This is a genomic window from Tabrizicola sp. BL-A-41-H6 (assembly GCF_050632395.1).
Taxonomy (GTDB): domain Bacteria; phylum Pseudomonadota; class Alphaproteobacteria; order Rhodobacterales; family Rhodobacteraceae; genus JAUYQR01.
Genome location: NZ_CP192600.1, coordinates 543,034 through 555,800, shown reverse-complemented (window position 1 = coordinate 555,800; position 12,767 = coordinate 543,034). Strand labels below are relative to the sequence as shown.

The 12,767-nt window shown below is 64.1% G+C and carries 18 protein-coding genes; 9 read left to right on the top strand and 9 right to left on the bottom strand.

What is annotated here, in order from left to right:
* Positions 1-13: 13 nt before the first annotated feature.
* Positions 14-187, top strand: a complete 174-nt coding sequence (locus tag ACROUL_RS02800; protein ID WP_431298032.1) for a DUF1674 domain-containing protein — start codon at positions 14-16, stop codon at positions 185-187.
* Here the strand turns inward: ACROUL_RS02800 and ACROUL_RS02795 are convergent.
* Both ACROUL_RS02795 and dapB read right to left on the bottom strand, forming a co-directional pair.
* On the bottom strand, positions 184-549 hold the full coding sequence (locus tag ACROUL_RS02795; protein ID WP_431298031.1) for a dihydrodipicolinate reductase: 366 nt from the start codon (positions 547-549) through the stop codon (positions 184-186). The two genes, ACROUL_RS02800 and ACROUL_RS02795, sit on opposite strands and share 4 nt — an antisense overlap.
* Before the next feature lie 78 nt (positions 550-627).
* A complete protein-coding gene (gene dapB / locus ACROUL_RS02790) occupies positions 628-1,437 on the bottom strand; it encodes a 4-hydroxy-tetrahydrodipicolinate reductase (RefSeq protein ID WP_431298030.1) in 810 nt (269 codons plus the stop codon).
* Positions 1,438-1,530: 93 nt separating this feature from the next.
* Here dapB and rbfA point away from each other — a divergent pair, with 93 nt between their 5' ends.
* From rbfA to truB, 3 genes are read left to right on the top strand one after another with little or no spacing between them, the layout of a single operon-like run.
* The gene (gene rbfA / locus ACROUL_RS02785; RefSeq protein WP_431301232.1) at positions 1,531-1,965 is read left to right on the top strand and encodes a 30S ribosome-binding factor RbfA; all 435 of its coding nucleotides are present in this window, start codon (positions 1,531-1,533) and stop codon (positions 1,963-1,965) included.
* Positions 1,966-2,691, top strand: coding sequence for a phosphodiester glycosidase family protein (locus ACROUL_RS02780; protein ID WP_431298029.1), 726 nt, complete (start codon positions 1,966-1,968; stop codon positions 2,689-2,691).
* 4 nt (positions 2,692-2,695) lie between these two features.
* A complete protein-coding gene (gene truB, locus ACROUL_RS02775; protein ID WP_431298028.1) occupies positions 2,696-3,598 on the top strand; it encodes a tRNA pseudouridine(55) synthase TruB in 903 nt (300 codons plus the stop codon).
* Positions 3,599-3,840: 242 nt separating this feature from the next.
* Here truB and rplT read toward each other — a convergent pair whose 3' ends face one another.
* The 4 genes from rplT to pyk form a co-directional block, all read right to left on the bottom strand.
* The gene (rplT, locus tag ACROUL_RS02770) at positions 3,841-4,203 is read right to left on the bottom strand and encodes a 50S ribosomal protein L20 (RefSeq protein ID WP_431298027.1); all 363 of its coding nucleotides are present in this window, start codon (positions 4,201-4,203) and stop codon (positions 3,841-3,843) included.
* A 12-nt stretch (positions 4,204-4,215) separates the two neighbouring features.
* A complete protein-coding gene (rpmI, locus tag ACROUL_RS02765; RefSeq protein ID WP_100196796.1) occupies positions 4,216-4,416 on the bottom strand; it encodes a 50S ribosomal protein L35 in 201 nt (66 codons plus the stop codon).
* Positions 4,417-4,519: 103 nt separating this feature from the next.
* On the bottom strand, positions 4,520-4,744 hold the full coding sequence (locus ACROUL_RS02760; protein ID WP_431298026.1) for a hypothetical protein: 225 nt from the start codon (positions 4,742-4,744) through the stop codon (positions 4,520-4,522).
* Between the two features lie 34 nt (positions 4,745-4,778).
* Entirely contained in the window at positions 4,779-6,224 is a 1,446-nt protein-coding gene (gene pyk, locus ACROUL_RS02755) for a pyruvate kinase (RefSeq protein WP_431298025.1), read from the bottom strand.
* Between the two features lie 162 nt (positions 6,225-6,386).
* Here pyk and ACROUL_RS02750 point away from each other — a divergent pair, with 162 nt between their 5' ends.
* The 4 genes from ACROUL_RS02750 to trhA are packed head-to-tail and all read left to right on the top strand — an operon-like array spanning position 6,387 to position 8,561.
* Positions 6,387-7,118 carry an N-formylglutamate amidohydrolase gene (locus tag ACROUL_RS02750; RefSeq protein ID WP_431298024.1) on the top strand — a complete coding sequence of 244 codons (732 nt, stop codon included), beginning with the start codon at positions 6,387-6,389 and terminating at the stop codon, positions 7,116-7,118.
* Positions 7,118-7,432: a DUF1244 domain-containing protein gene (locus tag ACROUL_RS02745; RefSeq protein ID WP_431298023.1), complete on the top strand. Its 315-nt coding sequence runs from the start codon at positions 7,118-7,120 to the stop codon at positions 7,430-7,432. The genes ACROUL_RS02750 and ACROUL_RS02745 overlap by 1 nt, the downstream gene beginning before the upstream one ends.
* Positions 7,429-7,854 carry an SAM-dependent methyltransferase gene (locus ACROUL_RS02740; protein WP_431298022.1) on the top strand — a complete coding sequence of 142 codons (426 nt, stop codon included), beginning with the start codon at positions 7,429-7,431 and terminating at the stop codon, positions 7,852-7,854. Before ACROUL_RS02745 ends, ACROUL_RS02740 begins: the two co-directional genes overlap by 4 nt.
* 53 nt (positions 7,855-7,907) lie before the next feature.
* Positions 7,908-8,561 carry a PAQR family membrane homeostasis protein TrhA gene (gene trhA / locus ACROUL_RS02735; protein ID WP_431298021.1) on the top strand — a complete coding sequence of 218 codons (654 nt, stop codon included), beginning with the start codon at positions 7,908-7,910 and terminating at the stop codon, positions 8,559-8,561.
* A 351-nt stretch (positions 8,562-8,912) separates the two neighbouring features.
* Here the strand turns inward: trhA and ACROUL_RS02730 are convergent, their stop codons facing one another.
* The 3 genes from ACROUL_RS02730 to ACROUL_RS02720 are packed head-to-tail and all read right to left on the bottom strand — an operon-like array spanning position 8,913 to position 11,391.
* Positions 8,913-9,776, bottom strand: a complete 864-nt coding sequence (locus ACROUL_RS02730; protein WP_431298020.1) for a D-amino-acid transaminase — start codon at positions 9,774-9,776, stop codon at positions 8,913-8,915.
* Between the two features lie 3 nt (positions 9,777-9,779).
* The gene (gene dgcA, locus ACROUL_RS02725; protein WP_431298019.1) at positions 9,780-10,742 is read right to left on the bottom strand and encodes an N-acetyl-D-Glu racemase DgcA; all 963 of its coding nucleotides are present in this window, start codon (positions 10,740-10,742) and stop codon (positions 9,780-9,782) included.
* A 34-nt stretch (positions 10,743-10,776) separates the two neighbouring features.
* Entirely contained in the window at positions 10,777-11,391 is a 615-nt protein-coding gene (locus tag ACROUL_RS02720) for a methyltransferase family protein (RefSeq protein ID WP_431298018.1), read from the bottom strand.
* Positions 11,392-11,559: 168 nt separating this feature from the next.
* Between ACROUL_RS02720 and ACROUL_RS02715 the strand changes: the two genes are divergently transcribed.
* On the top strand, positions 11,560-12,519 hold the full coding sequence (locus tag ACROUL_RS02715) for an L-malyl-CoA/beta-methylmalyl-CoA lyase (protein WP_431298017.1): 960 nt from the start codon (positions 11,560-11,562) through the stop codon (positions 12,517-12,519).
* The last annotated feature ends 248 nt before the right edge of the window (positions 12,520-12,767 follow it).

The following is a 12,767-nucleotide window of genomic DNA, read 5'->3' as shown; positions in this document are numbered from 1 at the left end:
AAGGAATTGCCCGATGGACGATAAAGACCTGCCCCCAGCCGCCAAACGCGCCCTTGCCGAAGCCGAGGCCCGCCGCAAGGCGGACGAGGCGAAAGACGCCCTTCCAACCGAACTCGGCGGCCGTGATGGTCCGGAGCCTGTCCGCTACGGCGATTGGGAAAAAAAGGGTCTCGCGATCGACTTCTAGCGCAGCTTGAACGACGCGCTGTCACCATTGCCCCGGTCGACCGTGAACCGCACCTTGTCGGCCCCTTCGACCTCGACCAACTGGCAGTCGTAGCCGATCTCCATCCCGCTCCAGTCCATCTCGCGGCAGAAATAACCGTCCTTCCACGACCATGACCCCGTGATGTCCCACCCAAGGGCACGGCCCTTGATCTGCCCGTCCGGCAGCACGTTGAGCGTCAGGTTGTAAAGCCCGATCCGCAGATCGCGCCCTTCAACAAGGGACAGGAACTCGGTCTTTTCCCGCACCGGCGCGAAATCGTTCGCGGCAACCGGAAACGCGGCAAGCATGGCAACAAGCGAAAGTGCTGAAATACGCAGCATGATGACCCCGATCAGAACCCGGCGAAGACTGAATAACCGTTTTCTACGCGCACGGCCCCTGACTGGATCACAATTCCGTCAAAGCCCCAGCACGTCCATCATGTCATACTGCCCGGGCTTCTTGCCCTGACCCCAGATCGCCGCCCTCAACGCACCGCGCGCAAACACCGTCCGGTCCGTCGCGATATGGCGCAGCACGATCCGCTCGCCATCGGCGGCAAAGATCACGTCATGCTCGCCCACGATATCGCCGCCCCGAATGGCCGAGAACCCGATGGTCCCCCGCTCCCGCGCGCCGGTAATCCCGTCCCGCCCGGAAACCCGCGCATCCGCCAGCGCCACACCCCGCCCCGCCGCCGCCGCCTCGCCCAGCATCAGCGCGGTGCCGGACGGCGCGTCCACCTTCATCCGGTGGTGCGCCTCGACGATCTCGATATCCCAATCGGCATCCAGCGCCTCGGCCACCTTTCGCGTCAACCGGGTCAGCAAGTTCACCCCCAGCGACATGTTCCCCGCCCGCACGATCACCGCATGACGGCTCGCCGCCTCGATCTTCGCCAGATGCTCTGCCTCCAGCCCTGTCGTCCCGATCACGTGGACGGCCCGCGCCTGTGCCGCCAGTGCCGCAAACTGAACCGTCGCTGCCGGCGAGGTGAAATCCACCACCGCCTGCGCCTTTGCAAACGCCTCCAACGGATCGTCCGTCACCACCACACCCACGGCCGCCCCGCCCATCGCCTCGCCGACGTCGCGCCCGACCCACGCATGGCCCGCCCGCTCCACGCAGGCCACCAGCCGCGCCTTGTCCGAAACCTGCACCATGCGGATCAGCATCTGCCCCATCCGCCCCGACGCCCCGGTCACCACGATCCCCGGCAGTTCACTCATCGCACGCCCCCCGTTTCCCCCGTCCTAGCGCCTTCCTGCACCGCACAAAAGCCCGCCGTTGCGGGCGCAGGCGAAACAGCCTACATGACCCGAATGTCAGCCAAACGCTTCAACACCTCCGGCCCCTCGCAACGCCAGCTTCGCGTCGGCGAACTCATTCGCCGCACCCTGGCCGATATCCTCAATCGGGGCGAGATCCACGACACCGCCCTTTCCGCCATGTCCATCACCGTGGGCGAGGTGTCGGTCTCCGCCGACCTCAAGATCGCTACCGTCTACGTCATGCCGCTGATGGGCTCCGTCCCGATCGCCGATGCCGTTGCGGCCCTTGCCCGCAACAAGGGCGAACTGCGCCACCGCATCAGCCAGGAACTCACGCTGAAACACGCGCCCGACCTGCGCTTCCGTGCCGACGAAACCTTCGACCGGCTCGACGAATCCCGCCGCCTGTTTTCCAACCCCACCGTTCAGCGCGATGTCTCCGCCCCCGATAGCCCCCCCCACACCACCCCCGACGAGGATGCCTGAATGCTCCTCCGTCTGCTGGGTCTCCTGCTCCTGACCCCCGCGCTTGCCCAGGCTGCGGACTGCCGCGACACCAGCTTCGATGGCGCCTCCTACACCCTCTGCGACGTTGCAATCACCGAAGACCTCCGCCTCTTCCACACCGGCCCCGACGGCCCCTACGGCAGCTTCGCCAAGGTCAACGCAGCGCTTGAAACCGAAGACCAGACCCTAGGTTTTGCGATGAACGCCGGCATGTATCACCGCGATCTCGCCCCGGTCGGGCTTTACATCGAAAACGGCACCCAGACCGCCCGCCTCGTCACCCGCGACGGCCCCGGCAACTTTGGCCTCCTGCCCAACGGCGTCTTCTGCATTGCCGACACCTTTCGCGTGATCGAAAGCCGCACCTTTCGCGACGAAGCCCCCGACTGCCGCTTCGCCACCCAGTCCGGCCCGATGCTGGTGCTGAACGGCAAGCTTCACCCCAAACTCCTGCCCACTAGCGACAGCACCTACATCCGCAACGGCGTCGGCGTCTCCAACGACGGAACCCGCGCGGTCTTCGTCATCTCGAACGATCCGGTCAACTTCCACAGCTTCGCCCGCTTCTTCCGCGACGAACTTGGCCTCTCCGACGCGCTCTACTTCGATGGCAACATCTCCCGCCTCTACGCCCCCTCCCTCAACCGCCATGACGGCGGCTTCCCGATGGGGCCGATCGTCGGAACCGTCGTCCCGAAAGGCTGATCCCGTGGGCCGCACCAAAAAGGGCCGCGCCATCTCCGGCTGGCTGATCGTCGACAAGCCGGCAGGAATCACCTCGACCGCCGTGGTCAACAAGGTGAAATGGGCGCTTTCGGCACAGAAGGCCGGTCACGCCGGCACCCTCGATCCCGCCGCTACCGGCGTCCTCGCCATCGCCCTGGGCGAGGCGACGAAGACCGTGCCCTACATCACCGACGCGCTGAAATGCTACCGCTTCATGGTCACCTTCGGCGCCGCCACCTCCACCGACGACGCCGAAGGCGAGGTCATCCAGCGCAGCGACCAGCGGCCCACCGACGCTGAAATCGAAGCTGCCCTCGCCGCCTTCCGGGGCGACATCCAGCAAGTTCCCCCGCAGTTCTCCGCCGTGAAGGTCGATGGCGAACGCGCCTACGACCTCGCCCGCGAAGGCGAGGTAATGGATCTAGCCGCCCGCCCGCTCTGGGTCGACAGCCTGACGCTTCTCGCCCGCCCGGACCCGGATCATGCGCTCCTTGAAATGGTCTGCGGCAAGGGCGGCTACGTCCGCTCCATAGCCCGCGACCTTGGCCAGACCCTCGGCTGCCTCGGCCACGTCCAATGGCTACGCCGCGAATGGTCCGGCCCGTTCCATGCAAAGGACGCCGTCACCCTCGACCAGATCGACGCCGAGGCGAAAACCGACGCCCTCGACGCCCGCCTCCTGCCCCTCGAACTCGGCCTCGCCGACCTGCCGGAATTCCCTGCCACCCCCGAAGGCGCCATCCGCCTGCGCAACGGCAACCCCGGCATGGTCATCGCCTCCGCCGACTGGGGCACCGAAGGCTGGGCCAGCCTGAACGGACAGGCCATCGCGGTCGGCCACTACCGCAGCGGCGAACTCCAGCCAAGTCGGGTCTTCAACCGCTGAACCCCGACACTTCGACCAAAACTCTCCTTCCCCTTCGTGAAAATATCCCACGGGGAGCGCGAGGGGTGTGAAACCCCTCGCTTTTCGGAGTGGAGCGCGAGGGGTGTGAAACCCCTCGTTTTTCGGGGCGGAGCGCGAGGGGTGTGAAACCCCTCGCTTCAGCCCCGGCCACAGACGCGGCATAAAAGCAAAAGGCCCCGCGTTTCCGCAGGGCCTTTTCCAAATCTCGTCTAGACCTGAACTCAGACCAGCGCGGCTTTCGCTTGGCCGGCAATGGCGTTGAACGCCTCCGGCTCATGCACTGCCAGATCGGCCAGAACCTTGCGGTCCACTTCGATCCCGGCTTTCGCCAGACCGTTGATCAGGCGCGAATAGGTCATCTCGGCATCGAACAACCGGACGGCAGCGTTGATCCGCTGGATCCACAGCGCGCGGAAGTTGCGCTTGCGGGTCTTGCGGTCGCGGGTCGCGTACTGGTTGGCCTTGTCGACCGCCTGGGTGGCGGTACGGAAGTTCGTGGAACGGGCGGCATAGTAACCGGCGGCTGCCTTGATTACTTTCTTGTGACGGGCGTGGGTCACCTTGCCGGATTTAACGCGGGACATCTGGTGCTCTCCTTACCGGTCGTAGGGCATGTACTTCTTGACGATCTTGGTGTCCGAGGCGGACAACAGCATCGTACCGGAAGCATCGCGAATGAACTTCGTCGTGCGCTTGATCATGCCGTGGCGCTTGCCGGCGACGCCAGCTTTCGCCCGACCGGAGGCCGTGAAGCTGAAACGCTTCTTCGCCGCCGACTTGGTCTTCATCTTGGGCATTTCCATCTCCATGGTTTCAGGCACGACTCGGCATGCCACGTTGGCCGGCCGTGCGGGGTATCGAGCCGCCCCTATAAGGCCGGCGCGCCAAACCTGCAAGGGATCACTTGATATAGCGCGCCGTCACATCCAGCATGATGCCCGGCACCTCGCGAAACGCATAGCCGCCGGGCTTGGTGGTCACCGCGGTCACCACCAGTCCCAAAGACGCGATCAGAAGGATCGCTCCCACACGGGGCGGTTCGCCTTCGGAAAACGCCGAAAGCAGCGACGGAATGGTGACGATGAACAACGCAACTCCGATCGTCAGGATGAGGTCGGCGTCCATCTGTCCCTCGCGAAAAGACTGCGCTGGCCGGATGTTACTCGGGGTCGACCCGCGAAATCAATCGTTCATCGCAAGGCGCCACACGCAGGATGTTGGTTGTACCCTTCACGTTGAACGGCACGCCCGCGGTCACCACGATCTGGTCCTCGTCGGTGGCAAAGCCGCCATCCCGTGCGGCCCGGATCGCGGCCAGCACCGCGCCCTTGAACCGGTCCTGCGGCTCGGTGATCACGCAATGCGTGCCCCAGGTCAGCGCCATCCGCCGCGCGGTAGACATCAACGGCGTCAGCGCCAGAATCGCCACATGAGGCCGCTCACGTGCGACCAGCGCCGCCGTGGTGCCGGACTGGCTGAAGCAGCAGATCGCCTTGATGTTGGTGGCCTCGGCAATCTCGCGCGCCGCCGCCACGATCCCGTCTGCAATCGATTCGCGCCGCACCACACGGCTCGCCTCGATCACCGACCGGAAGGTCGGGTCGCTTTCCACGCTCATCGCCACCGCATTCATCGTGCGCACCGCCTCGACCGGGTACTTCCCCGCCGCCGATTCCGCCGACAGCATCACCGCGTCAGCACCCTCGTAGATCGCCGTCGCCACGTCCGAAACCTCGGCCCGCGTCGGCACCGGGCTTTCGATCATCGATTCCAGCATCTGCGTCGCCACGATCACCGGTTTCGCCGCCGCCCGCGCCCCACGCACCAGCCGCTTCTGGATCGGCGGCACCGAGGTCACCGGCAGTTCCACCCCCAGATCGCCCCGCGCCACCATGATCCCGTCGCTCACCTGCAAAATGGCGTCATACGCCTTCACCGCCGCCGGCTTCTCGATCTTCGACATGATCGCCGCCCGCCCCTTGGCCAAGGCCCGCGCCTCCAGCACATCCTCCGGCCGCTGCACGAAACTCAGCGCCAGCCAGTCCACGCCCAGCGCGCAGACAAACTCCAGATCGCCCCGGTCCTTCTCCGACAAGGCCGCCAGCGGCAGCACCACGTCCGGCACGTTCACGCCCTTGCGGTTCGAGATGGTGCCGCCAACCGTCACGGTGCAGTTGGCGTAATCCTTGCCGCAATCCTTTACCTGCAACCGGATCTTGCCGTCGTTCACCAACAGCGACGACCCCGGCTCCAGCGCTGCGAAAATCTCCGGATGCGGCAATTGCACCCGGTTCACATCGCCCGGCGCCGACGACAGGTCCATCCGGAACGCCGCCCCCTCAATCAGGTCTTCCTCGCCATTGGCAAAGACCCCGACCCGCAGCTTCGGCCCCTGCAAATCGGCCAGAATCGCGATCGGCCGCCCGGTCTCCGCCTCGACCCGGCGGATGATCTCGTGGCGCTTGCGAATATCCTCATGCACCCCGTGGCTCATGTTCAGCCGGAACACATCTGCCCCCGCCTCGAACAAAGCCTTGATCATCTCATAGCTGCTGGAAGCCGGCCCGAGGGTGGCCACAATCTTCACGTTCCGAAGGCGTCTCATGCCTTTTTCCTTTTCGTCGTGTGCATCTGTATCGTGGGCCGCTGGCCTTATCGCGCAAACCGGGCCATTGGGCAACCGGGCACTTTTGCGCATCGCACGCTTTGCCCCGATGGACGTCCCCGCACCAATCCACTAGCCCTTGGCCAGCACTGAACGGGGGCAATGATGGCATTCCGCATCGAAGGCAAGGCACGACCCGGTCGCTGGCTCGTTACCTGCGACCACGCCTCCAACCATGTGCCTGAATGGATCGGCGGCGGCTCGCTCGGCATCGGCCCCGAAGACATGGCCCGCCACATCGCCTGGGATGTCGGCGCCGCCGGTCTGGCACTTGCCTTGGGCGAACGGCTCGACAGCCCGGTGATCCTGTCGGATTTCTCCCGCCTCGTGATCGACCCGAACCGGGGCGAGGATGACCCGACCCTCGTGATGCAGCTTTACGACGGCACCATCATCCCCGCCAACCGCAACATCACCCCCGCCGCCGTCGAAGACCGCCTCGACCGGCTCTACCGCCCCTATCACGACGCCTACGGCCGCCTCGCCGCGCGACGCGAAGACACTGTGATCGTGGCGATCCACTCCTTCACGCCCCGCCTCAACGGCCGCCCGCCCCGGCCCTGGCACGTCGGCATCCTCTACAGCCACCTCGACGAACGCCTGTCGAAACCCCTGATCGCCCGCCTGATGGCCGAACCCGACCTTTGCATCGGTGACAACGAACCCTACTCTGGCCACCTGCCCGGCGATGCAATCGACCGCCACGCCCTTGCAAAAGGCCGCCTGAACACCTTGATCGAACTCAGGAACGATCTGATCGACACCAGCGTTGGTCAGCGCCACTGGGCCGACCGCCTCGCCCCCCTCCTTTCGCAAGTGCTGGAGACCCTCTGATGGACGACACCACCCGCATCGAACTTGAAGCCGCCGCCTTCCGCGCCCTCCTCCATCACCTGATGGAAAAGCGCCCTGACGTGCAGAACATCGACCTGATGAACCTCGGTGGCTTCTGCCGCAACTGCCTGTCGCGCTGGTATCAGGAAGCGGCCAATGCGAAGGGCATCCCGATGACAAAGGACGAAGCCCGCGAAATCGTCTACGGTATGCCCTACGCGGATTGGGTCGCACAGACCCAGACCGAGGCGGACGCTGTCAAGAAGGCCGCCTTCGACGTGGCCTTTGCCGAAAACGTCGGGCCAAAGCCGTGACCGTCTCCGACCGCATCGCCGATTTCGTGGCAGCGCTGCCGCTGCAACCGGGGATGCGCGTCCTTGAAATCGGCTGCGGTCCGGGTGTTGCCGCACGGCTGGTGGCAGCACGCATCGGGCCGGGAATGGTTCTTGGCATCGACCGCTCCGCCCGCGCCATCTCGCAGGCACAGGCCCGCTCCACCACCGAAATCGCCGCAGGCCTTCTGCGCCTGCGCCACGTCGCCGTCGAAGACCTGCGCCTGCAACCCGAAGACGCCCCCTTCGACCTTGCCTTCGCGATGCGCGTCGGTGCATTGGACGGCCGCCACCCCGAACTGGCCGAACAGGCGCTTGCCCGTATCGCCGCCGCCCTGACGCCAACCGGAAAGCTGTTCATCGACGGCGGTGATCCCATGCTGGAAATGCCGCTGCCCCGCTGACATGACGCAACGTTTACCGCGCTGCGACGGCCAGTCGTGCTACCCTCTCAATCATGCTTTTGACAGCACGCCATGACTATACCAGGGCCGAATGGCTCAGCGACGCCGCCGTCCATGTCTCCGGCGTCGCAATCGCGCTGGTTGCGGTGCCGGTGCTCGTCGGCCTCGCGGTATTCCTGCGCGGCGATATCCCGGCCGTCGCGGGAACCACGCTCTACGGCGTGGCGCTGATCGCTATGCTCCTGTGCTCGGCGCTCTACAACATGACCGTCGAGACTCGTCGCCGCGCCTTTTTCCGCCACCTCGACCACACCGCGATCTTCATCAAGATCGCCGCCACCTACACGCCCTTCCTGATGCTGTCGGGCGGTCAGGGCGGCTGGCTCCTGCCCGGCCTCTGGGGGGCTGCGGTGGCAGGCTCCGGCATGCGGATCATGGCTCCCGACCGGCTGAAATTGGTGGCCGTCGGCCTCGCGCTGGCAATGGGCTGGGCCGGCCTCTTCGCAGGCAGTGATTTCTTTGCCAGCCTCTCATGGCTTGTCACCCTGCTTATCGTGACGGGCGGCGCGCTCTACACCATCGGTGTCGGCTTCTTTTTGTTTGAACGCCTGCCGTTTCACTACACGATCTGGCACGTCTTCGTGCTGGCCGCGAGCATGGTGTTCTACGCCGCCGTTACTGTGCATCTGATCCAGACGGCCGCCTGATCGCCCACGTCCGCGCTCGCCAGACGATCCTGGCGTCAGGCTCCCCGCGTCAGAAGTTCCCCTTCCCCAGCGCTCCTGGTCCGGCACAGCGCCAACACTCTGGCCTCCCTTGGTCCTTCGTCTGTCCAAAAAATATCCCACGGGAGGTCTGGAGGGTGTGAAACCCTCCAGTAGTGCCGAATGCCAGAAGAACTGCCTCCGTTGCACTTGGCGCCGCATGCCGCTGCCGCAGCTCTTGCAGTCAATGAGCAGGCAGACAGCGCACGGAAATTCGTTAAAGATTTCCTAATCTGCTCCGCAAGTCATTGAATTCAAACGGCCGAAAAAATGTCCCACGGTGGGACACGGCCCTCAGATCGCGGCCTTCCTCATCTCGTCCAGATAGATTTCCCGCAGCCGCACCGCTACCGGCCCCGGCTTTCCGGTCCCGATTGCCATGCCGTCAAGCTCGACCACCGGCATCACAAAGATCGACGCCGCCGTCGAAAACGCCTCATCCGCCCCCTGCGCCTCCGCGATCGTGAAGGGCCGCTCCTCAACCTCGAACTGCGCCTCCGCCGCGAACCGCAGCACAGCCGCCCGCGTGATCCCGTGCAGGATGTCCGACCCCAGCTGCCGCGTGATGATCCGATTGCCTTTCACGATGTAGGCGTTATTCGACGTCCCCTCCGTCACCGCCCCGGCCTCGTCCAGAAACCAGCTGTCATCGACACCCGCCTTCTTCGCCGCCATCTTGCCCATCGAGGGGTAGAGCAGCTGCACCGTCTTGATGTCCACCCGGCTCCACCGCAGGTCCGGGATCGAGATCACCTTGAACCCCACCTTCGCCGCCGGCGCATCGGCCAGGTTCGGCACGTTCTGGGTGAACGCCACCACCGTTCCTGGCAGCGATGGGTCGGGAAACAGGAACGATCGATCCCCCGGATTGCCCCGCGTGACCTGCAGGTAGATCATCCCATGCTCGATCCCGTTGCGCGCCACCAGCTCCCGATGCATCGCCAGCAACTCCGCCTCCGACACCGGGCACGTCATCTCCAGCTCTGCCAAAGACCGCGCCAACCGCTTCGCATGACCCTTGAAGTCGATCAGCTTGCCGTCCAGCACGCTCGTCACTTCGTAAACCCCGTCGGCCATCAGGAACCCGCGGTCAAAGATCGAAACCCTCGCCTCCGCTTCCGGCAGGTAGTCTCCGTTCACATAGACGGTGCGGCTCATGTTTTATCCCCAAAGGTTGGCGTCGGGTGGGTGCACCCCATCGGCATCATAGTGCAGGGGGTTTTCCCGGTCTTCGGCCAGAAGCAGCGGCGCGTCAAGATCAGTCCAATCTGCCCCTTGCGCCAAAAGCACAGCCGGGGCCATTGCCAGGGACGATCCGACCATGCAGCCGACCATGACCCGAAACCCCATCGACCGCGCCTCCTCCCGCATGGCCAGCGCCTCGGTCAATCCGCCGGTCTTGTCGAGCTTCAGGTTCACCACATCATACTTGCCACGAAGATCGGCAAGGCTGACCCGGTCGTGGCAGGCTTCGTCGGCACACACCGGAACCGGCCGGGCAATCTCGGACAACATCCCATCTGCCCCGGCGGGAAGGGGTTGTTCCACCAGTTCGACCCCCAGCCGTACCAGATGCGGTGCAAGGTCGGTGTAGACCTCGGGCGTCCAACCTTCATTGGCATCGACAATCAGTCGGCAGTGCGGCGCACCCGCGCGCACCGCCTCCAGCCGGGGCATGTCGTCAGGGGTGCCCAGCTTGATCTTCAGGATCGGCCGGTGCGCGTTGAGGCTGGCCGCCTTTCTCATCTCCACCGGAGGGGCGAGGGAAAGGGTGTACGCGGTCAGAACGGGCCGGGGCGGAGGCAAGCCGGCAAGCGCCCAGACGCCCACCCCTGCCTGCTTTGCTTCAAGGTCCCAAAGGGCCGCATCGACCGCGTTGCGCGCAGCACCGGGGGCAAGCGCGTACTGCAAGTCTTGCCGGGTTATGTTCGAAGTCAGGGCATCGACGGCGGCACGCACGCTTTCCAGCGTTTCGCCGTAGCGGGCATAAGGCACACATTCACCCCACCCCGTAACGCCGCCCCGAGTGATGCGCACCGTCAGCACCCGCGCCTCAGTCTTGGATCCTCGGCTGATAGTAAAGGCCTGCGCCAAAGCAAAGCGGTCTTCTGTCGCAGTGATCATGGAAAACGGCTTTACAGGTTGAGATGGCCCCGTCTTACCAAATAGGAAAGCCGGGAAGAACCTTCACAGCCTGAACATGCTCCAACAGTCTTGCAAGCGGAATGAACGTCAGGAAGACCAGCGCGTCCATCAGGTTGTGGCGCAAGTGAGGGACCGATATCGTCAGAGTTGCCTCGGTCTTGAAGCCTGAAAGCCGGGGCACGATCATCGGCACACGGACAGCGTAGGCGTCATAGGTCAGACCGAACTTGCCGCGAAGAAATGCCTCTTCCTTGCGCGCGGTGATAGAGAGAACTGCCAAGGTTAAGCCCCCCAACAAGAGCGTCATGACCACCGACCCGAGCATGAGGCCGAAGCCCAACACGCCAATTGTCGAGAACAGGTAAAGGGGATGGCGGCAGATCGAGTAGGGGCCGTCCTGCATGACCGTCACGTTCTTGTGCCCACCGATGTAGAGTATCGACCAGAACCGCCCAAGAACTGCTGCGACGACAAGCCCGATGCCGACGACATCCATTATTTCGCGCAACGGGCCGGACCAGGGCGATACGGCACATATCGTCAGGGGAAGAGTCAGAACAAACGCTACTCGGAGGATGTTTACACGAATTAACTGGTTCACTGGCATGGCGCGCGGCGGACTGGACACTCAGAACTTCCTTATTTTCGCGCGTATGGGCCCGTTTATTTACGTGCGGTCAATAGTCATATTCGTGGCCCGATATTGCTGCGCATGCATAAGGTTGGTTGCATTTTTTTGCGCAACAAACTAACGCTAAGGCGCCCACACAAGAAATTAAGTTGCCGAGAGGAATTCATGAGCTTCCGTCTGCAGCCCGCGGCGCCCGCCCGCCCGAATCGTTGCCAGCTTTTTGGTCCCGGCTCGCGCCCTGAACTTTTCGCCAAGATGGCGGCTTCGGCGGCTGATGTGATCAACCTCGACCTTGAGGATTCAGTGGCACCCGCCGACAAGGCGACGGCGCGAGCGAACATCATCAAGGCGATTACCGACATCGAGTGGGGCCGCAAGACATTGAGCGTTCGCATCAATGGCCTCGACACCCCGTACTGGTATCGGGATGTGGTCGATCTTTTGGAACAGGCAGGAGACCGGCTTGACCAGATCATGATCCCCAAGGTCGGCTGTGCCGCCGATGTCTATGCTGTGGACGCCTTGGTCACGGCTTGCGAGACGGCAGTAGGGCGCAAGAAACGGATCAGCCTTGAAGTCATCATCGAGACCGCTGCCGGGATCACACATGTCGAGGAAATCGCTACATCTTCGCCCAGACTACAGGCGATGAGCCTTGGGGCGGCGGACTTCGCCGCCAGCATGGGGATGCAGACCACCGGTATCGGCGGGACGCAGGAAAACTATTACATGCATCGGGAAGGGGCGAAGTATTGGTCCGACCCTTGGCATTGGGCGCAGGCGGCGATCGTCGCAGCCTGCCGGACTCATGGCGTCTTGCCGGTGGACGGGCCGTTCGGAGATTTCTCTGACGAGGAGGGGTTCAAGGCCCAAGCGCGGCGGTCGGCGACCCTGGGGATGGTCGGCAAGTGGGCGATCCACCCCAAGCAGGTGGCCTTGGCGAATGAGGTGTTCACTCCGTCCGATACAGCGGTGACCGAAGCGCGAGAGATTCTCGCGGCGATGGAGGTGGCAAAGGCTGGCGGGCAGGGCGCCGCAGTCTACAAGGGTCGGCTGGTTGACATCGCCAGCATGCGGCAGGCAGAGGTGATCGTGCGACAGGCCGAAATCATAACGGGAGCCTGAGTAATCGTTGACAAACCGCCCTTGAAACGGGCAGCTTTCCCAAGCGTCAGCCTGAACACCGGGCAGATAGCGAAAGAATACCTGAGCCGCGCACCCATGGGGAGGGGAGGCCCCGCGCGGCGAATGGGAGGATGCACGCCCCGTGGCCAAGCCACGGGGCGCTGCTGTTTGAAGGCGTGTGATCCTCTGGTTCCGGAAGCATGGCACAGCGCGGACGCGCCCGCCAAATCTTGCCGAGTTGCATCACG

Bases quoted from the DNA above. Each gene is read 5' to 3' on its own strand.
- ACROUL_RS02800 (WP_431298032.1), top strand. From the start codon at position 14: ATGGACGATAAAGACCTGCCCCCAGCCGCCAAACGCGCCCTTGCCGAA.
- ACROUL_RS02715 (WP_431298017.1), top strand. From the start codon at position 11,560: ATGAGCTTCCGTCTGCAGCCCGCGGCGCCCGCCCGCCCGAATCGTTGC.
- pyk (WP_431298025.1), bottom strand. From the start codon at position 6,224: ATGAGACGCCTTCGGAACGTGAAGATTGTGGCCACCCTCGGGCCGGCT.
- ACROUL_RS02795 (WP_431298031.1), bottom strand. From the start codon at position 549: ATGCTGCGTATTTCAGCACTTTCGCTTGTTGCCATGCTTGCCGCGTTT.
- trhA (WP_431298021.1), top strand. From the start codon at position 7,908: ATGCTTTTGACAGCACGCCATGACTATACCAGGGCCGAATGGCTCAGC.
- ACROUL_RS02760 (WP_431298026.1), bottom strand. From the start codon at position 4,744: ATGGACGCCGACCTCATCCTGACGATCGGAGTTGCGTTGTTCATCGTC.
- ACROUL_RS02745 (WP_431298023.1), top strand. From the start codon at position 7,118: ATGGACGACACCACCCGCATCGAACTTGAAGCCGCCGCCTTCCGCGCC.
- ACROUL_RS02730 (WP_431298020.1), bottom strand. From the start codon at position 9,776: ATGAGCCGCACCGTCTATGTGAACGGAGACTACCTGCCGGAAGCGGAG.
- dgcA (WP_431298019.1), bottom strand. From the start codon at position 10,742: ATGATCACTGCGACAGAAGACCGCTTTGCTTTGGCGCAGGCCTTTACT.
- rpmI (WP_100196796.1), bottom strand. From the start codon at position 4,416: ATGCCCAAGATGAAGACCAAGTCGGCGGCGAAGAAGCGTTTCAGCTTC.
- rbfA (WP_431301232.1), top strand. From the start codon at position 1,531: ATGTCAGCCAAACGCTTCAACACCTCCGGCCCCTCGCAACGCCAGCTT.
- ACROUL_RS02780 (WP_431298029.1), top strand. From the start codon at position 1,966: ATGCTCCTCCGTCTGCTGGGTCTCCTGCTCCTGACCCCCGCGCTTGCC.
- dapB (WP_431298030.1), bottom strand. From the start codon at position 1,437: ATGAGTGAACTGCCGGGGATCGTGGTGACCGGGGCGTCGGGGCGGATG.
- ACROUL_RS02750 (WP_431298024.1), top strand. From the start codon at position 6,387: ATGATGGCATTCCGCATCGAAGGCAAGGCACGACCCGGTCGCTGGCTC.
- rplT (WP_431298027.1), bottom strand. From the start codon at position 4,203: ATGTCCCGCGTTAAATCCGGCAAGGTGACCCACGCCCGTCACAAGAAA.